Genomic DNA, 18,476 nt, shown 5'->3' on the forward strand with positions numbered 1-18,476 from the left:
GGTGGGGGTTGCTCTCCCCTGACCCGCCCCTTCCCGAAACCGGGGGCTCCGCCCCCGGGCCCCGTCGCGCGCCCGCTGCGCGGCGCGGGCGGCTGATGGCCTGCGGCCGTGCGCGGCGGGTTCGCGGGCCGGCCGAGGGATGGCCGTGCCACGGCGCGAGCTGCCTGCCGACGCCCGCTTCGCGGTGTCACCTCTGGGCCGAGGCCTGTTTGCCTATGCCAGTCCCGCTCGACGCCTGGCTTTGCGGCGCCAGCCTCTGCCCGACCGATGCCCGCTTAGCGGCGCCCTCCTGGCCTTCGGTCCGGCGCTTGTCATGAGAAACCGGCCGTGGAACGGCTGTGCCAAGGGGGGCGAGCCGCTGGCGGGGAGCTGGCAGCCGAGTCCCGCTTCGCGGTGTCAGCCTGCTGGCGACCTGCCCCCCGTCATCCGGTCGGCCTTTGGGCCCGCCCGCAGCCCAGCCGCGACCGCGGGGCGGCTGCGGGCGGGCCCTGCTGGGAAGCGGCCTCTTGCCGGCGCCCGCCTGGCGGCGCCCACTGGGCGGGTTCGGTCCGGCCCGATGCGCGCTTCGCCGGGTCGGCTCAGGTCGGCGCCTGCTGGGCGACCCTTGGCCCGGCCCGAGAGTCGCTGCCGCCTCGTCAGCCCCGGTCGCCGCCCGCTGGCGGGGTCAGGCCTGTCCGATGGTCGTACCGCGGCGTCAGCCATCGGTGCCTGCCACCCAGCTTGTAAGCCCCGGCGCCGGTGTCTGCCCCGGCGCCGGCGCCTGCCCCAGGCCCACAGCCCGGCCCCCGGCCCCAGCTCGGCCCCGCCCCAGCTCGTGGGCCCCGGGCTCCGGCCCCTGGTCCCCGCCCTTGCCCGCCACCGGGCCCCCCCAGCCCCTGGCGTCCGGCTCCCGGCCCCGGCGCCCGGCCTCGGCCCCCAGCCCCAGCCCCGGCCCCCAGCCCCGGCCCCCCGGCTCCGCCCCCCGTACGACCGGCGTCCCGGTGGGGCGTTGGTGAGTGGGGGCTTCTGGTTGGGGTGGGGGTCCCTCACCGTAGTGGGAGGTTGACAGGCCGAAGCGCTGGATGCCCGTGTGAGCCTCTTGGGGCCCCTTCCTGAATATGGGGAGTCGGTCGGCGGCGGTTCAGGGCGGCACATGCGGACTCAGGTACCGGCAAACCCCCATTCATGTCAGCGCTACCGGTAGACTGATAACTAATCCCGCCTCCTCGCGGAACATGTCGAACGACGCAGCCGCTCCCGCCTGCCCGGAGACCGGCTTGTGCTGTGCCAGAAAGGGCGCTTCGTGGCCGATTCCGGCAACCCCAACGAGAACACTCCGTCCACAGCCGGCGAGAACGGCGAGGTCACCGCCTCGTACGACGCCAGCGCGATCACCGTCCTCGAGGGACTGGACGCGGTCCGTAAGCGGCCCGGCATGTACATCGGCTCGACCGGTGAGCGTGGACTTCATCACTTGGTGCAAGAAGTCGTCGACAACTCCGTCGACGAGGCCATGGCCGGCCACGCGGACACCATCGACGTCACGATCCTCGCCGACGGCGGGGTTCGTGTGACCGACAACGGCCGCGGCATCCCCGTCGACCTCCACCCCGTGGAGAAGAAGCCGGCGGTCGAGGTGGTGCTGACCGTGCTGCACGCCGGCGGCAAGTTCGGCGGAGGCGGCTACGCCGTCTCCGGTGGTCTGCACGGCGTCGGTGTATCCGTCGTCAACGCGCTGTCGAGCCGGCTGTCGGTCGAGATCAAGCGGGACGGCTACCGCTGGACCCAGGACTACAAGCTCGGTGTGCCGACGGCGCCGCTGGCGAAGCACGAGGAGGTCTCCGACTCGGGTACGACGGTGACGTTCTGGGCGGACCCCGACGTCTTCGAGACGACCGACTACTCCTTCGAGACGCTGTCGCGGCGCTTCCAGGAGATGGCCTTCCTGAACAAGGGCCTGACCCTGACGCTGACGGACGAGCGCGAGTCGGCGAAGGCCGTCGTGGGCGCGGATTCGGCGGAGGAGCCGGAGGAGGTCCCGGCGCTGTCGGTGACGTACCACTACGAGGGCGGCATCGTCGACTTCGTGAAGTACCTCAATTCGCGCAAGGGCGATCTGATCCACCCGACGGTCATCGACGTCGAGGCCGAGGACAGGGAGCGGATGCTCTCGGTCGAGATCGCGATGCAGTGGAACTCGCAGTACACGGAGGGTGTGTACTCCTTCGCGAACACGATCCACACGCATGAGGGCGGTACGCACGAGGAGGGCTTCCGCGCGGCGATGACGGGTCTGGTCAACCGCTACGCGCGTGAGAAGAAGTTCCTGCGCGAGAAGGACGACAACCTGGCGGGTGAGGACATCCGCGAGGGTCTGACGGCGATCATCTCGGTGAAGCTGGGTGAGCCGCAGTTCGAGGGCCAGACGAAGACCAAGCTGGGCAACACGGAGGCGAAGACCTTCGTGCAGAAGGTGGTGCACGAGCACCTCAACGACTGGTTCGACCGCAATCCGAACGAGGCCGCGGACATCATCCGCAAGGCGATCCAGGCCGCGACGGCCCGGGTCGCGGCCCGTAAGGCGCGTGATCTGACCCGCCGCAAGGGGCTGCTGGAGAGCGCTTCGCTGCCGGGCAAGCTGAGCGACTGCCAGTCGAACGACCCGACGAAGTGCGAGATCTTCATCGTCGAGGGTGACTCGGCCGGCGGTTCCGCGAAGTCGGGCCGTAATCCGCAGTACCAGGCGATCCTGCCGATCCGCGGAAAGATCCTGAACGTCGAGAAGGCGCGGATCGACAAGATCCTGCAGAACACCGAGGTGCAGGCGCTGATCTCGGCCTTCGGTACCGGGGTCCACGAGGACTTCGACATCGAGAAGCTCCGCTATCACAAGATCATTCTGATGGCGGACGCCGACGTCGACGGTCAGCACATCAACACGCTGCTGCTGACCTTCCTGTTCCGTTTCATGCGGCCGCTGGTCGAGGCGGGGCACGTCTACCTCTCGCGGCCGCCGCTCTACAAGATCAAGTGGGGCCGGGACGACTTCGAGTACGCGTACTCGGACCGCGAGCGGGACGCGCTCGTCGAGCTCGGCAAGCAGCAGGGCAAGCGGATCAAGGACGACTCGGTCCAGCGCTTCAAGGGTCTCGGCGAGATGAACGCCGAGGAGCTGCGCGTCACGACGATGGACGTCGATCACCGCGTCCTCGGCCAGGTCACGCTGGACGACGCGGCGCAGGCCGACGATCTGTTCTCGGTGCTGATGGGTGAGGACGTCGAGGCGCGGCGCTCGTTCATCCAGCGCAACGCCAAGGACGTCCGCTTCCTCGACATCTGAGTCGGTCTGTCGCTGACCGCCCTGAAAGGACTTTGACCAGCAATGGCCGACGAGAACACTCCTGCCATCACCGAAGAAGAAGAGCCGGTACTGCGGATCGAGCCGGTCGGGCTCGAGACGGAGATGCAGCGCTCGTATCTCGACTACGCGATGTCCGTCATCGTGTCGCGTGCGCTGCCCGACGTCCGGGACGGCCTCAAGCCGGTCCACCGCCGGGTGCTGTACGCGATGTACGACGGCGGGTACCGGCCCGAGAAGGGCTTCTACAAGTGCGCCCGCGTCGTCGGTGACGTCATGGGTACGTACCACCCGCACGGCGACTCCTCGATCTACGACGCGCTGGTGCGGCTCGCGCAGCCGTGGTCGATGCGGATGCCGCTGGTGGACTCCAACGGCAACTTCGGCTCGCCCGGCAACGACCCGGCTGCCGCCATGCGGTACACCGAGTGCAAGATGATCCCGCTGTCGATGGAGATGCTCCGGGACATCGACGAGGAGACCGTCGAGTTCCAGGACAACTACGACGGCCGCAACCAGGAGCCGACGGTTCTGCCGGCCCGGTTCCCGAACCTGCTGATCAACGGTTCGGCGGGTATCGCGGTCGGTATGGCGACGAACATCCCGCCGCACAACCTGCGTGAGGTCGCGGCGGGTGCGCAGTGGGCGCTGGAGCACCCGGAGGCCTCGCACGAGGAGCTGCTGGACGCGCTCATCGAGCGGATCAAGGGTCCGGACTTCCCGACCGGTGCGCTGGTCGTGGGCCGCAAGGGCATCGAGGAGGCGTACCGGACGGGCCGTGGCTCGATCACGATGCGCGCGGTGGTCGAGGTCGAGGAGATCCAGAACCGGCAGTGTCTGGTGGTGACGGAGCTTCCGTACCAGACGAACCCGGACAATCTCGCGCAGAAGATCGCCGACCTGGTGAAGGACGGCAAGATCGGCGGTATCGCGGACGTCCGTGACGAGACGTCCTCGCGGACCGGCCAGCGTCTGGTGATCGTGCTGAAGCGCGACGCGGTCGCGAAGGTCGTGCTGAACAACCTCTACAAGCACACCGATCTGCAGACGAACTTCGGCGCGAACATGCTGGCGCTCGTCGACGGGGTGCCGCGCACGCTCTCGCTGGACGCGTTCATCCGGCACTGGGTGCACCACCAGATCGAGGTCATCGTCCGGCGTACGAAGTTCCGCCTGCGCAAGGCGGAGGAGCGGGCGCACATTCTGCGCGGTCTGCTCAAGGCGCTGGACGCGATCGACGAGGTCATCGCGCTGATCCGGCGCAGTGACACGGTCGAGGTCGCGCGTGAGGGCCTGATGGGCCTGCTGACGATCGACGAAATCCAGGCGAACGCGATCCTGGAGATGCAGCTGCGCCGGCTCGCCGCTCTGGAGCGGCAGAAGATCGTCGCCGAGCACGACGAGCTGCAGGCGAAGATCAATGAGTACAACGCGATCCTGGCCTCCCCGGAGCGGCAGCGCGCGATCGTCAGCGAGGAGCTGGCGGCGATCGTCGACAAGTTCGGCGACGACCGGCGTTCGAAGCTGGTGCCTTTCGACGGTGACATGTCCATCGAGGACCTGATCGCCGAGGAGGACATCGTCGTCACCATCACGCGGGGCGGCTACGTCAAGCGGACGAAGACCGAGGACTACCGCTCGCAGAAGCGGGGCGGCAAGGGTGTGCGCGGGACGAAGCTGAAGCAGGACGACATCGTCGACCACTTCTTCGTCTCCACGACTCACCACTGGCTGCTGTTCTTCACCAACAAGGGCCGGGTCTACCGGGCGAAGGCGTACGAGCTGCCGGACGCCGGGCGGGACGCGCGCGGGCAGCATGTCGCGAACCTGCTGGCGTTCCAGCCGGACGAGCAGATCGCCGAGATCCTGGCGATCCGTGACTACGAGGCCGCTCCGTACCTGGTGCTCGCCACCAAGGCGGGCCTGGTGAAGAAGACGTCGCTGAAGGACTACGACTCGCCGCGTTCCGGTGGTGTGATCGCGATCAACCTCCGGGAGACGGAGGGCGGCGGCGACGACGAGCTGATCGGCGCGGAGCTGGTGTCGGCGGAGGACGATCTGCTGCTCATCAGCCGGAAGGCGCAGTCGATCCGGTTCACCGCGACGGACGAGGCGCTGCGTCCGATGGGGCGGGCGACGTCGGGTGTGAAGGGCATGAGTTTCCGTGAGGGCGACGAACTGCTCTCGATGAATGTCGTCCGGCCCGGTACGTTCGTGTTCACCGCCACCGATGGCGGGTATGCAAAGCGGACCAACGTGGACGAGTACCGCGTTCAGGGTCGCGGTGGTCTGGGTATCAAGGCCGCCAAGATCGTGGAGGACCGGGGTTCACTGGTCGGTGCGCTGGTGGTCGAGGAGACGGATGAGATCCTCGCCATCACGCTCAGCGGCGGTGTGATTCGCACGCGAGTCAACGAAGTCAGGGAGACGGGCCGTGACACCATGGGCGTCCAGCTGATCAACCTGGGCAAGCGCGATGCCGTGGTCGGTATCGCTCGTAACGCCGAGGCCGGGCGCGAGGCTGAAGAGGTCGAGGGGACCGAAGAGGCCGAGGGTGACGCGGCCGAGGCCGTCGAGGGCGCGCAGCCCTCGGCCGGGGAGCACGAGGAGTAGAGCGTGAGTGGAGCCACGGGCGCCGGAGCGGACGCTTCCGGGGCGAACGGTGCCCGTGGCTCTGCCGCGGACTCCCAGGGGGGAACCGTGACGGACACCCGAGGACCGAAGTCCGGCGGCGCGAAGCCGGGTGCCGTGTCGCAGCCGCAGCCGGCTGCGGCTGAGGCCCAGCCGGCCGGCACGCAGCCGTACCACCCGCCGCAGGCGTACGCGGCGGCCGGGCCGGGGGCCACGCAGGGCGGCGGTCAGGGTCAGCAGGGGACGGCGGTGCGTCTGCCGCGTACCGGGGCGCGTACGGTGCCCCGCACCCGTAAGGCGCGGCTGCGGGTGGCCAAGGCCGACCCGTGGTCGGTGATGAAGGTCAGCTTTCTGCTGTCGATCGCGCTGGGGATCTGCACGGTGGTCGCTTCGGCGGTGCTGTGGATGGTGATGGACGCGATGGGGGTCTTCTCCACCGTCGGCGGGACGATCAGCGAGGCAACCGGGTCGAACGAGAGCAACGGGTTTGACCTGCAGTCGTTCCTGTCGCTGCCGCGGGTACTGATCTTCACATCGGTGATCGCGGTGATCGATGTGGTGCTGGCCACGGCCCTGGCGACGCTCGGCGCGTTCATCTACAACCTGTCGGCCGGGTTCGTGGGCGGTGTCGAGCTGACCCTCGCGGAGGACGAGTAGCCATCGCGCAGCGGTCCCCCGTGGGCGGCCGGAACCGATTTTGGGACTGGCCACCAGGTGCGCTAATCTTCAGGGGCAGCGCGGGGCTATAGCTCAGTTGGTTAGAGCGCATCCCTGATAAGGATGAGGCCACAGGTTCAAATCCTGTTAGCCCCACCGCGATGATCGGCCCGGACGGAGAATCTCCGTCCGGGCCGATTGCTTTGGCGGATCGCCTGGCCGACCGCGTTGTCCGGGGCGGAACTTGGGTCGCGACAAGGTCACCGATCGGTATCGGTCGGTGTGTATAGTCGGGCGCCAGAAGTCCCCTACGTCAAGGAAAGACGAGGTCGCGCGGTGAAGAAGCTCCTCCTGGTCGCACTGGCCGCCATCGGCGGGCTCCTCGTGTACCGCCAGATCCAGGCGGATCGCGCCGAGCAGGATCTGTGGACGGAGGCGACCGACTCCGTGCCCGCAGGTTCGGGTGTGTGAGACGAAAAAGCCTGAAAGACGGAGCCCCGGCCGCTGAGCGGCCGGGGCTCCGTGCTGGGGCGGGGCTCCGTGCTGGGCCGGGGCCGGCACCCGGGCCTTTGAGTTCACCTGAGCAAATCAATGTGTTGCGTTGGCAAAGTTGATGGGCAGCGCGGGGGCGGGCGGGGCAGGATGGTCCGGCTGAGTGACGACAAGGGGTGGCGCGTGAAGAGGCAGCGCAGCAGGAGCGGCCGGACGACCCTCGCCGCGGCGGCCGCGATGTGCGCGGTGGCGGCCGGGCCGGGGACGGCGCACGCCGCAGGTCCGGGCGACCTGCCGCCGTACAGGACCGCCCCGGACGCGAAGCCGGTGAAGGGCGCGGCCAGCAGCGCCGAAGGGCCGGGGCTGGATCCCGGCGGCATCTACACCGACAGCATCAAACCGGGCGAGGAGCGCTACTACACCGTCGATCTGGACGCCAAGTCCAACGCCTTCGTCTCGGCGGTCGCGGCGCCCGGGCCCGCCGCCAAGGTCGCCTTCGGCGACGGTGTCGACATCGTGCTGATGTCCACCGGCGGCGACGAGTGCAGCGGCGCAGACGACGCCGACTTCGGGTCGGAGCAGGCCCGGCCGATCGCCGACTACGCCAGCCGCCGGATCATGGAGGACGGGGACTGTCAGCAGGCCGGCCCGTACATCGTGAAGGTGGTGCGCAGCAGCGAGAAGACGTCCGGGGCCGAGGCATGGCCGGTCGAACTCGCCTTCATGCGCGAGCCGGGACTGGGGAGCGGCGCGTCCGCGACCGCACCGCCGACCGCCTGGAACTCCGCCTCGCCCGCCCCCGCGAGCGGTACGCCGCAGACGCGGGAGGGCGGCACCGGGTTCAACGACGCCCGTGCCCTGGGAGACGGGGTGTGGAAGGACGCGCTCGCGCCGGGACAGACCCGCTTCTACCGGGTGCCGCTCGACTGGGGACAGCAGCTCACCGTCAACGCGGAACTGGCCAACGCCAGGATGACCAAGGACAGCGGTTTCGCCTCTCCCGCGCTGACCACGGCGCTCTACAACACCGCGCGCGGGCCCGCCCTTTCCGAGACCACCTCGTACGACGGCAAGCAGGCCGCGCACGGGCTCGGGCCGACCGCCCCCGTCGCGTACAACAACCGCTTCTCCGACGACTCCGCGGCCCGGCCCATGCGCTTCTCGGGCTGGTACTACCTGGCGGTCACCCTCGACAAGAAGGTCGGCGAGTTCACCACCGGGACCGTGCCGCTGACGCTGCGGGTGAACATCGGCGGCAAGGCCGTCCAGGGGCCGGACTACGACGGGGACGCAGCAGCGGCCGGGTTCGGGCTTACCGGAGCCGACCGGGACGCCGCCGAGAAGGGCCATACGGCCGCCGAGGCCGTCGAGAGCGGGACGATGCAGGTGGTCGCTGCCGCCGGGATCGGGACGGGCACCGTGCTCGTGCTCGGGCTCGGCGTGTGGACGATGCTGGCCAGGCGGCGCGGGAGCGCGGCATCCGCCGGCCCGCTGTCGGACGGGCCGACGCAGCAGCAGTACGGGCCCTCCGCCTGGTAGTTCAGGCCGGCGGAGCCGCTGAGGGGCAGGCCGGCGTCAGGACTGGACCAGGGCCCAGATGCCGACCGCGTAGCACAGCAGCGCCACCAGGAGCACCGGGATCGCCACCTTCGGGGGCGGTCCCGGTCGCCGTCGGAGGGCGGCGGGTGCGGGTGCCGTCCGCTCGGGAACTCGCGGGCCCCCAGCGGCGTATGGATGAGTGGGCGGACCGTCGAGCGGCACCGCCGACGTCGGGGCCTGAGACGGGTCGTACGCCGCGGCGGGCAGGGGGGAGATCGCGTGCGCGGATACGGGAGTGGGCGGCGCCGTGGGGGTCGGCATGGGCGCTGGAGTGGGGGCTGCGACGAGGCCGTTGGGGATCGGGGTGGGGGGAGTGGGCGGCTGCGCCGGCTGCGGGAGCGGTGTCGCCTGCTGTGGAGGCGGGGCCAGATGGAAGCTGCCCGTCTCCGACATCGCGGGGGACGACGTGGCGGACTGCTGAGCGGGTGGGTGCGGCGCCGGCCCGGCGGCCTGCTCGGGGCCGTTCGGGCCGAACCCGGCCGGGAGCGGGCCGATCTGGTCGAAGACCTCGACCGGATCGTCGTCGGGACCCGGCTCCGGCAGCATCTCGGCGGCCGCCGTCAGCGCCTTGCGGGCGCCCGTCGCCGTACGGAAGCGGGCCTGCGGGTCCGGCTGGAGCAGATTGGCGATCACCTGCCACAGCGGCTCCGGAATGCCCTGAGGCGCGCCCGGAGTCCCGTACGCCGCGAAGTGCTCGACCAGCGCCTTGGAGTCCGGCTTCCGGCCCTGCAGCAGATACAGCGCGACCAGGCCGACCGCGAAGAGATCGGCCGGGAAGTCCGGCTCCGCGCCCAGCATTTGCTCCGGCGCGAAATAACCGGGCGTGCCCACCACATAATTGGTCTCGGTCAGGCGCGGCTCACCCTTGCGCATCGAGATGCCGAAGTCGGACAGCCGCAGATGCGGCCGGCCCGTCCCGGTGGCCTCCAGCAGGATGTTGGCCGGCTTGATGTCCCGGTGCACCACGCCTTCCGCGTGGACCGCGGTGAGACCCGCCAGCAGCTGGTCGAGCAGCGTACAGACGAAGCGGGGAGGCAGGGGGCCGTAGTCGCCGATGACATGGGCGAGCGAGCCGCCGCTCACCAGGTCCATGGTGAACAGCACCTTGTCGTCGTCCGCGGCCCAGGAGGCAGGGGCGAGTACATGGGGGTGGTCGATCCGCAGCGCCTGCTCGCGCACGAAGCGCAGCAGGGTGTGCGCGTCGCTCTGCTGGAGCACCTTGGCCGCCACATAACGGCGGCGCCGGTGGTCCCAGGAGCGCCAGACGGCGCCCACTCCACCGCGTCCGATCGGATCGATCAGCTCGTACCGACCGGCAAAGACCTCACCCATGCTGCTGCGCCCGCTCCCCGTCCGACTTCCTACCGCTTCGTCAGCCTCGTTCAGCCCTGATGCGCCTCGTAGTGGGACACCGCGTCCGCGGTGCGCCCGGCGCCGTACACCCGGAGGAACTCTGCCAGTTCCGGGTGGGTCGGGGCGAGGGTGTCCGCGGCATCGATGATGTCGCCGGCCGCCGCCACCGAGCGCAGCAGGGACTGGATCTCCCGGACCACCCGGCGCACCGTGGGGGCACCTGAACTCGTCGTCGTCTGGCTGGAGTTGCTGAGCACGGAACCACCCTGGGATTTCTTGATCTCGTCCATCCGGTCGGTGGCCTCGGCGGCACTGACACTGCCGTCGGCCACCTGGCTCGCCAGTTCCTGAAGGGCCTGGACGCGCTGCACCACGGCCGGGTTTCCGATCTTGGCGCGCTGGCCGCTCATCAGCTGGGACAGCATGGGTGCGGACAGTCCGAGTACCGCCGCGAGCCGGGCCTGGTTCAGGCCGAGGTCGTCGATGAGCCTGCGGAAGAGCGCCCCCAACGGCTCCCCGTACCAACTGCGCTGAAGTTCTCTGGCTCTCGCCGTCGACTCCTGTTGTGCTGCATCCACTGCGTCTCCCCTTCGCTGGTGCGAACCTCGCGTGCATCTTACGGAGCGTGGTCGCCCACGGGGAGGCCTAATCATTTTGCGGGATACAGGGGGTGACCCGGTACTCTGTTCTGCGGCGGTCGCGCAGTGCGCCGTTTCGGGGCCTTAGCTCAGTTGGTAGAGCGCTGTCTTTGCATGGCAGATGTCAGGGGTTCGACTCCCCTAGGCTCCACAGCAGCACGAAAGGCGCCGGGAAACCGTGGTTTCCCGGCGCCTTTCCGGTTGTACGGGCGGTCCGGCCGTCGGCCGTCGCGGCTGGGTCAGCGCCGCTCGTCGCGGTCCGCTTCCGCCTCGGCCTGCTTGGCCTGCACCTCCGGGTCCAAAGGACCGGTGCCGTCGACCGAGCTCAGCGGGGCGCGGTCGGACACCTCGGTCGCCTCGGGCGGCTCGACCAGCCAGTCCGGGTTCGCCTGCTTGTCCCACCACTTCCAGGCGGCGAAAGCACCTCCGGCCAGCAGGCCGACCAGCGCCACGCCCTTGGCCACCCGGCCGGCCCGGGCACGCCGCTCGTGCTTCCTGGCGATCTTGCTGATCTCCTTGGCGGTCACCTGCCCGCGCAGCGCGGCCAGAGCGGCCGCCGAACGGGACGCGGCCTCCTCGGCCACCGGCCCTGCGGCGGCCACCGCGCTCTCCACGCGCGGAACGGTGTAGTCAGCCGCCTGGCGGGCAGCCCTCCGGGTACGGACGGCGGCCTTGTGAGCGGCCTCGTCGACCCTCGGGGGCACCCGGGGCGCCAGGTGTACGGCGTACTGGGTACGAGCCTGGTGAGCCGCCTGGTGTGCGGCGTGCGACATCTTCGGTGCGAGCCGTACGCGTGCCTCATGGGCGTAATACGCGGCCTGGTCCTTGGCCTGGCCGGCGTAGGGCGCCACCGCTTCCGCGGCGTGCTGCACGCTGTCCTTCGCCGTACCGGTCGCGGCGCGCACGCTGTCGATGCGGGTCACGGGATCCTCCTCCTCGGTGGCGGACGAGTCTGGGGCTGTTGGCCCACGAAAGTCACGGTTCACCTTTCCACCCTTTGTCGGATCATGCCTGTCAGGCGGGAAGGTGGCATGTGCGGGCGGGCATCCGGGTCATGCGTGACGACACGGGCAATGTGGTGCAAGTAGAGCCTGCCGACGACGATGCCACGGTTCGCCGCGCCGCGCGGCGGTTCCGTAGGTACTTGTCCCAATCAGGTCCGTGCGAGGATCGTGAGACGTCAGTGAGGACTATGGAAGGTAGATCGTGTCCGAGCAGCTTTACGCCACCCTGAAGACCAACCACGGCGACATCGAGATCCGGCTCCTGCCGGACCACGCCCCGAAGACGGTCAAGAACTTCGTGGAGCTCGCCCAGGGCGAGCGTGAGTGGGTCCACCCGGAGACCGGCAAGAAGTCCACGGACCGGCTCTACGACGGAACGGTCTTTCACCGGGTCATCAGCGGTTTCATGATCCAGGGCGGTGACCCGCTGGGCAACGGCACGGGCGGCCCCGGGTACAAGTTCGCGGACGAGTTCCACCCCGAGCTGTCGTTCGACAAGCCGTACCTGCTGGCCATGGCCAACGCCGGCCCGGGCACCAACGGCTCCCAGTTCTTCATCACCGTCTCCGCGACCGCGTGGCTGACCCGCAAGCACACCATCTTCGGCGAGGTCAGCACCGAAGCCGGCAAGAAGATCGTGGACGAGATCGCCGCGACCCAGACCAACCCGCGCACCGACCGCCCGGTCCAGGACGTCGTCATCGAGTCGGTCGTCATCGAAAAGCGCTGACGCGCCCGCGCGGTCCGTTCCGCTCCGGGAACCATTCCGCCCCGCCCGTCCGTACTGGATAGGCGGGGCGGAGTGAGTAGGCGGCGCAGCGAGCAGAGAGAGCCGAGGGGACCACATGGTTCAGCAGCCACCCGGAAGCCCGGAGCAGAGCGTGCCCGCGGACCGCCTGCCCGGCTGCTACCGCCACCCCGACCGCGAGACCGGCATCCGCTGCTCCCGCTGCGAGCGGCCCATCTGCCCCGACTGCATGGTCAGCGCGTCCGTCGGTTTCCAGTGCCCCGGATGTGTCCGCACCGGCTCCGGCACGGGACACGCCCCGGCCGCGAACCAGCCGCGTACGATCGCCGGCGGCACGGTCGCCGGGGACCCGCGCCTGGTCACCAAGGTGCTGCTGGGCCTGAACGCGGCCGTGTTCCTGGCCGTGCTGGTCCCCGGGACGGGCGACCGGCTGGTCGACCAGCTGGCCCTCGTCGGCCGCTACCAGGACTTCTTCGGCGCTCCCCTTGAGGGGGTCGCCGAGGGCGAGTGGTACCGCCTGCTGACCTCGACGTTCCTGCACGAGGCGCCCTGGCACTTCGCCTTCAACATGCTCGGCCTGTGGTGGCTCGGCGGGCCGCTGGAGGCGGCGCTGGGCCGGTCCCGCTATCTGGCGCTGTACCTGCTCTCGGGGCTGGCCGGCAGCGCGCTGACGTTCCTCATCGAGGCCCAGAACCGGCCTTCGCTCGGGGCCTCCGGTGCGATCTTCGGCCTGCTGGGCGCCACCATCGTTCTGATGCGGCGGATGAACTACGACATGCGCCCGGTGTTCGCGCTGGTTGCGCTGAACCTGCTCATCACGTTCACCTGGCCGAACATCGCCTGGCAGGCGCACGTCGGCGGACTGGTCGCGGGGGTTGTGATCGCCGTCGGCATGGTCCACGCCCCGCGCGAGCGCCGCGCGCTCGTGCAGTGGGGCACCTGCGCGCTCGTCCTCGCGGCGGCCGTCGCCCTCGTCGTCACCCGCACGGCGATGCTCACCTGAGAGCGGCAGCCGCGCACAGCAGGCCCCGGCTATCAAGTTGTCCACAGCGAGTGGCGGATCCTGTGCATGCCGTGGGGAACATGCGTGCCCCTTGTCGCTGATCCGGGTTTCACCAGGGAGGACAAGGGGCGACGCGGGGTACCCGGACGCGCGGCGGCAGTCACACCGGCGTCAACATCCACGGAAGTTATCCACAGATCGTCTGACCTTTTCCCCTGCTGTGGACAGCGCTGTGGATAACTCTGGGCAAGGCTTGACGGCGGGGCCCCGGGCGGCTACTTGGGGCTACTTCCACTGGGTGGAAACGCCGAAGCCCGCCGCGATGAACCCGAAGCCGACGACGATGTTCCAGTTGCCGAGCGCCTCGACCGGCAGCCGGGTCTCGGTCACATAGAAGACGACGATCCAGGCGAGACCGATCAGGAACAGCGCCAGCATCACCGGCGCGACCCAGCTGCGGTTGGTCAGCTTGATGCTGGTCGCCTGCCTTGTCGCGGAAGGCGGCGGCGTGAACTCGGTCTTCTTGCGGATACGTGACTTCGGCACGAGGGACTCTCCTGTCGATGCGCTGCGTGACCGCGCAGGGAACTATGGCTGGCGCCGGGCGGGAGCAGGGGGATCTCTGCCTCCCCCGGGCGTCCGTTAGCGTAGTGCTTCCGCGGCGCCGAAGGAGATAAGGGTACGTTGAGCAATTCTGCCGACTCCCCCACCGAGCCCGCCCGCCGCGTTTCCTGGCGGCCGGTCCGGCTGCTGACAGCTGCGGTTTTCGCCCTCGCCGGCCTCATCTTCGTCACCAGCTTCAACACCTCCAAGGGTACGGACATCCGCACCGACGCCTCCCTGCTGAAGCTCTCCGATCTCATCCGGGAGCGCAGCGAGAACAACGCGGCGCTGGAGGAGTCCGCCGGATCGGTGCGCGAGGACGTCGACGCCCTCGCCGAACGCGACGACGGCAGTACGAAGGCCGAGGACGCCAAGCTCAGGGCCCTGCAGCGCGCGGCCGGCACCGAGCCGCTGTCCGGCGAGGCGGTGTCGGTCACCCTCAACGACGCCCCGCCGAACGCCACCGCCCGTATCCCCAATGTGCCCGAGCCCCAGCCCAACGACCTGGTCATCCACCAGCAGGACCTCCAGGCCGTCGTCAATGCCCTGTGGGAGGGCGGCGCCAAGGGCATCCGGGTGATGGACCAGCGGCTGATCTCCACCAGCGCGGTGCGCTGCGTCGGCAACACCCTGATCCTGCAGGGCCGGGTCTACTCGCCGCCGTACAAGGTGACGGCCGTCGGTGATCCGGCGGATCTCAAGCGGGCGCTGGCTGCCTCCCCGGCGATCCAGAACTACCAGCTGTACGTCAACGCCTACGGCCTCGGCTGGAAAGTCGACGACCACGAGGCGGTGACTCTTCCCGGCTACTCGGGCACAGTGGATCTCCACTACGCGAAGCCTGTGCGGTAGCCCCTGGGGAGGGAACGGCCGGTGAGCACGAGGAGCGCCAGCACCACGGTGGCCGTGCGTCTGGTCGTCCGGACCTTCAGCGAGGTGTGCATCACCGTCGGCACGCTGATCGTGCTGTTCGTGGCGTACGTGCTGTTCTGGACGGGGCTCAAGGCCGACACCGCGATGGACGGCGAGATCGGCAGGCTCCAGGAGCGGTGGGAGCAGGCGCCGGTGCCGGCCGGTACGGGTGAGAGGCCGCCGCAGCCGGCCGGGCCGGCCGCGCAGCCGCCGTACCAGGAGGGCAGGCCGTTCGCCGTCATGTACATCCCGCGCTTCGGTGACCGGTGGCACAAGCCCGTCCTGGAGGGCACCGCGGCCGGCACGCTCAAGAAGGGCCTGGGGCACTACGCCCGCACCGCGCGGCTGGGTGAGACGGGGAACTTCTCGGTGGCGGGGCACCGGCGTACGTACGGGGACCCGTTCAAGGACTTTCCGAGGCTGCGGCCCGGCGACGCGGTGGTGCTGACGGACGGGACGACCTGGTTCACGTACCGGATCGTCAGGAAGCCGTACCGGACGCTGCCGGGCGATGTCGGCGTGATCGATCCGGTGCCCCGGCCGTTCGACAGGGACGCGGCGGGTTTCGACGGTCCCGGCCGCTATCTGACGCTGACGACCTGCGAGCCCGAGTGGGGGCACAGCCACCGGCTGATCGCCTGGGCGCATCTCGACGCCACCCGGCCGGTCGCGGACGGCGAGCCGGAGGCATTGCGCAGCTGACCCACCAGCCCCCGCCGCAGCCCTTTAGTCTGGTGCCGTACCGATCGGAAGGGACAGCATGTACGGCTGGATCTGGCGGCATCTGCCGGGCAACGCGTGGGTGAGGACCGCTGTGTCGCTCGCGCTGATCCTCGCGGTGGTCTTTGTGCTTTTCCAGTACGTCTTCCCGTGGGCGGAGCCGCTGCTTCCGTTCAACGATGTGACCGTCGACGAGGGGGCGGGGACCGCGCGATGAGTGCACGCATTCTGGTCGTCGACAACTACGACAGCTTCGTCTTCAACCTGGTCCAGTACCTGTATCAGCTGGGCGCCGAGTGCGAGGTCGTGCGCAACGACGAGGTCGGCCTCGGGCATGCCCAGGACGGCTTCGACGGCGTGCTGCTGTCGCCCGGGCCCGGCACGCCCGAGCAGGCCGGGGTCTGCGTGGACATGGTCCGCCACTGCGCGGACACCGGGGTGCCGGTGTTCGGCGTCTGCCTCGGGATGCAGTCGATGGCGGTCGCGTACGGGGGTGTGGTGGACCGCGCTCCCGAGCTGCTGCACGGCAAGACGTCGCTGGTGACGCATGGCGGCCAGGGCGTGTTCGCCGGGCTGCCGTCGCCGTTCACGGCGACGCGGTACCACTCGCTCGCCGCGGAGCCGGAGACGGTTCCGGCGGAGCTGGAGGTCACCGCGCGGACGGCCGACGGGATCATCATGGGGCTGCGGCACCGTGATCTCGCGGTGGAGGGCGTGCAGTTCCATCCGGAGTCGGTGCTCACCGAGCACGGGCATCTGATGCTGGCCAACTGGCTGGTGCAGTGCGGGGATCCGGGGGCTGTCGAGCGGTCGGCGGGACTTGCGCCGGTGGTGGGCAAGGCTGTCGCGTGACCGCACTCCGCCCCGAGCGGGATTCCGGCTACGACGCCTCGTACGAGAAGGGTTCGTACGAGGCCGCCGGTACGTTCGAGGCGGCGGTGGACGAGCTGGCCGACCCGCTGAACGATCCGCTGCCGGGGCAGCACGCGTCGCCGTGGTTCCGGGCCGGGAACCTGCCGTCGGCGGGGGCGGAGATGGCGGAGGCACCGGAGACGGCGGAGTGGTACGACCCGCAGGGCTACCAGGAGGACTGGTACGGCCAGCCGCAGCAGGCACCGCAGCAGGCACCGCAGCCGAAGCCGCCGCCCGCGCCCGTCGCGCCTGTGCGGGACGACGAGACGGTGGCGCTGCGTACGGCCGATACCCGACGCGTGGTGGAACCGGAGGCGGCCCCGCGTACCGGAGGGCGCGCCGAGCGCCGCAGGGCGGCCAAGCGCGGCGGTGGACGGGCTGAGCCTGCCGAGGACCCTCCCGCGGCCCCCACGACGCGTCTGGAGGCCAGGCGGGCGGCGCGGGCGCGCAAGGACAGCCCGGCTGTCGTCGCGAGCCGCGTGGTCGGTGAGGTGTTCATCACCCTCGGGGTGCTGATGCTGCTGTTCGTCACCTACCAGCTCTGGTACACGAACGTGCTGGCCGAGCGGCAGGCGAACGGGGCGGCCAGCACTCTGCAGGACGGCTGGGCGAAGGGGCGCAAGGCCGGGGCGTTCGAGCCCGGTCAAGGGTTCGCCATCATGTACATCCCCAGGCTCGATGTGAAGGTCCCGATCGCCGAGGGCATCGACAAGCACAACGTGCTGGACCGGGGCATGGTCGGGCACTACGCCGAGGGCAAGCTGAAGACGGCGATGCCGTCGGAGAAGCGGGGCAACTTCGCGGTCGCCGGGCACCGCAACACGCATGGCGAACCGTTCCGCTACATCAACCGGCTCCAACCGGGTGACGCGATCGTCGTGGAGACGCAGGACACGTTCTACACGTACGAGATGGCGAGCATCCTGCCGCAGACTCCGCCGTCGAACGTGAGCGTCATCGCCCCGGTGCCGGAGGGCTCCGGGTTCACCGGTCCGGGCCGGTACATCACGCTGACGACGTGTACGCCGGAGTTCACCAGTACTTATCGGATGATCGTCTGGGGGAAGATGGTGGAGGAGCGGCCGCGCAGCAAGGGCAAACCGGACGCACTCGTCGGCTGAGGCGAGAGGCTGAAACTTCTGGACAGGACGAGACAGGAACAGGTGCAGTGGCACGTGCGCGCAGCCGGATCGCCGGCGTCATCAGTGTCTTCGGCGAACTTCTCATCACGGCCGGTCTGGTGCTCGGGCTCTTCGTCGCCTACTCGCTGTGGTGGACGAACGTTCTCGCGGACCGTGAGGCGTCGAAGCAGGGTGACGAGGTGCGCGACAGCTGGTCGAGCAGCGGCCCGGGCGCGCTGGACACCAAGGACGGCATCGGCTTCCTGCACGTGCCGGCGATGGACAACGGCGAGGTGCTGGTCAAGCGGGGTACCGGTACCAAGGCGCTGAACGCCGGTATCGCCGGTTACTACACGGACCCGGTGAAGTCGGCACTCCCCTGGGACAAGCAGGGCAACTTCTCCCTGGCGGCGCACCGCGACGGGCACGGGGCGAAGTTCCACAACATCGACAAGCTGAGGAACGGCGACTCGATCGTCTTCGAGACGAAGGACCTCTGGTACGTCTACAAGGTCTACGCGGCGCTGCCGGAGACGTCGAAGTACAACGTGGGCGTCCTGAACGCGGTCCCGAAGGAGTCGGGCAAGACGAAACCGGGCCGGTACATCACGCTGACGACCTGCACGCCGGTGTACACGTCGAAGCACCGGTACGTGGTGTGGGGGCAGCTGGAGCGCACGGAGAAGGTGGACGCGAAGCGTACGCCGCCGGCGGAGCTGCGCTAGGTTCTGTGCCTGGGCCCGAAG

At 69.6% G+C, this 18,476-nt stretch carries 17 protein-coding genes and 2 tRNA genes; 15 read left to right on the plus strand and 4 right to left on the minus strand.

Annotation, left to right across the window (positions count from 1 at the left end):
• The first annotated feature begins 1,258 nt into the window (after nt 1–1,258).
• The 6 genes from gyrB (at nt 1,259) to ACWV17_RS03775 (ending at nt 8,656) form a co-directional block, all read left to right on the plus strand.
• The gene (gyrB, locus tag ACWV17_RS03750; RefSeq protein WP_455352951.1) at nt 1,259–3,319 is read left to right on the plus strand and encodes a DNA topoisomerase (ATP-hydrolyzing) subunit B; all 2,061 of its coding nucleotides are present in this window, start codon (nt 1,259–1,261) and stop codon (nt 3,317–3,319) included.
• Between the two features lie 42 nt (nt 3,320–3,361).
• Nucleotides 3,362–5,950, plus strand: coding sequence for a DNA gyrase subunit A (gene gyrA / locus ACWV17_RS03755; protein WP_455352950.1), 2,589 nt, complete (start codon nt 3,362–3,364; stop codon nt 5,948–5,950).
• Between the two features lie 3 nt (nt 5,951–5,953).
• Nucleotides 5,954–6,625, plus strand: a complete 672-nt coding sequence (locus tag ACWV17_RS03760; RefSeq protein WP_455358455.1) for a DUF3566 domain-containing protein — start codon at nt 5,954–5,956, stop codon at nt 6,623–6,625.
• Nucleotides 6,626–6,707: 82 nt separating this feature from the next.
• A tRNA-Ile gene (locus ACWV17_RS03765) sits at nt 6,708–6,781 on the plus strand.
• Nucleotides 6,782–6,961: 180 nt separating this feature from the next.
• A complete protein-coding gene (locus ACWV17_RS03770) occupies nt 6,962–7,096 on the plus strand; it encodes a DLW-39 family protein (RefSeq protein WP_003958712.1) in 135 nt (44 codons plus the stop codon).
• A 204-nt stretch (nt 7,097–7,300) separates the two neighbouring features.
• A complete protein-coding gene (locus tag ACWV17_RS03775; protein ID WP_455358456.1) occupies nt 7,301–8,656 on the plus strand; it encodes a hypothetical protein in 1,356 nt (451 codons plus the stop codon).
• 36 nt (nt 8,657–8,692) lie between these two features.
• Here the strand turns inward: ACWV17_RS03775 and ACWV17_RS03780 are convergent, their stop codons facing one another.
• Together ACWV17_RS03780 and ACWV17_RS03785 are read right to left on the minus strand one after the other, a co-directional pair.
• Complete coding sequence (locus ACWV17_RS03780) at nt 8,693–10,048, minus strand: protein kinase domain-containing protein (protein WP_455358457.1); 1,356 nt, start codon at nt 10,046–10,048, stop codon at nt 8,693–8,695.
• 50 nt (nt 10,049–10,098) lie between these two features.
• Complete coding sequence (locus tag ACWV17_RS03785) at nt 10,099–10,647, minus strand: helix-turn-helix domain-containing protein (protein WP_455352946.1); 549 nt, start codon at nt 10,645–10,647, stop codon at nt 10,099–10,101.
• Between the two features lie 138 nt (nt 10,648–10,785).
• On the opposite strand from ACWV17_RS03785, the gene ACWV17_RS03790 reads away from it, so the two are divergent.
• Nucleotides 10,786–10,858 (plus strand) — tRNA-Ala (locus ACWV17_RS03790).
• A gap of 88 nt (nt 10,859–10,946) precedes the next feature.
• Here the strand turns inward: ACWV17_RS03790 and ACWV17_RS03795 are convergent.
• Complete coding sequence (locus ACWV17_RS03795; RefSeq protein ID WP_455358458.1) at nt 10,947–11,630, minus strand: DUF5324 family protein; 684 nt, start codon at nt 11,628–11,630, stop codon at nt 10,947–10,949.
• 283 nt (nt 11,631–11,913) lie between these two features.
• Here ACWV17_RS03795 and ACWV17_RS03800 point away from each other — a divergent pair, with 283 nt between their 5' ends.
• Both ACWV17_RS03800 and ACWV17_RS03805 read left to right on the plus strand, forming a co-directional pair.
• Nucleotides 11,914–12,441, plus strand: a complete 528-nt coding sequence (locus ACWV17_RS03800) for a peptidylprolyl isomerase (RefSeq protein WP_455358459.1) — start codon at nt 11,914–11,916, stop codon at nt 12,439–12,441.
• Between the two features lie 115 nt (nt 12,442–12,556).
• A complete protein-coding gene (locus tag ACWV17_RS03805) occupies nt 12,557–13,462 on the plus strand; it encodes a rhomboid family intramembrane serine protease (protein ID WP_455358460.1) in 906 nt (301 codons plus the stop codon).
• A gap of 285 nt (nt 13,463–13,747) precedes the next feature.
• Here the strand turns inward: ACWV17_RS03805 and crgA are convergent, their stop codons facing one another.
• The gene (gene crgA / locus ACWV17_RS03810) at nt 13,748–14,008 is read right to left on the minus strand and encodes a cell division protein CrgA (RefSeq protein WP_455352942.1); all 261 of its coding nucleotides are present in this window, start codon (nt 14,006–14,008) and stop codon (nt 13,748–13,750) included.
• 138 nt (nt 14,009–14,146) lie between these two features.
• Here crgA and ACWV17_RS03815 point away from each other — a divergent pair, with 138 nt between their 5' ends.
• The 6 genes from ACWV17_RS03815 to ACWV17_RS03840 are packed head-to-tail and all read left to right on the plus strand — an operon-like array spanning nt 14,147 to nt 18,455.
• Complete coding sequence (locus ACWV17_RS03815) at nt 14,147–14,917, plus strand: DUF881 domain-containing protein (RefSeq protein WP_455358461.1); 771 nt, start codon at nt 14,147–14,149, stop codon at nt 14,915–14,917.
• 48 nt (nt 14,918–14,965) lie between these two features.
• Nucleotides 14,966–15,679, plus strand: a complete 714-nt coding sequence (locus ACWV17_RS03820) for a class E sortase (RefSeq protein WP_455358553.1) — start codon at nt 14,966–14,968, stop codon at nt 15,677–15,679.
• Between the two features lie 58 nt (nt 15,680–15,737).
• Nucleotides 15,738–15,914 (plus strand): hypothetical protein, encoded by a 177-nt coding sequence (locus ACWV17_RS03825; protein ID WP_455352940.1) that lies wholly within the window; start codon nt 15,738–15,740, stop codon nt 15,912–15,914.
• On the plus strand, nt 15,911–16,549 hold the full coding sequence (locus tag ACWV17_RS03830) for an aminodeoxychorismate/anthranilate synthase component II (RefSeq protein WP_455352939.1): 639 nt from the start codon (nt 15,911–15,913) through the stop codon (nt 16,547–16,549). Before ACWV17_RS03825 ends, ACWV17_RS03830 begins: the two co-directional genes overlap by 4 nt.
• On the plus strand, nt 16,546–17,730 hold the full coding sequence (locus ACWV17_RS03835; RefSeq protein WP_455358462.1) for a class E sortase: 1,185 nt from the start codon (nt 16,546–16,548) through the stop codon (nt 17,728–17,730). The genes ACWV17_RS03830 and ACWV17_RS03835 overlap by 4 nt, the downstream gene beginning before the upstream one ends.
• Before the next feature lie 47 nt (nt 17,731–17,777).
• Nucleotides 17,778–18,455, plus strand: a complete 678-nt coding sequence (locus ACWV17_RS03840; protein WP_455352937.1) for a class E sortase — start codon at nt 17,778–17,780, stop codon at nt 18,453–18,455.
• The last annotated feature ends 21 nt before the right edge of the window (nt 18,456–18,476 follow it).

It is taken from the genome of Streptomyces mabaensis (genome assembly GCF_053763515.1).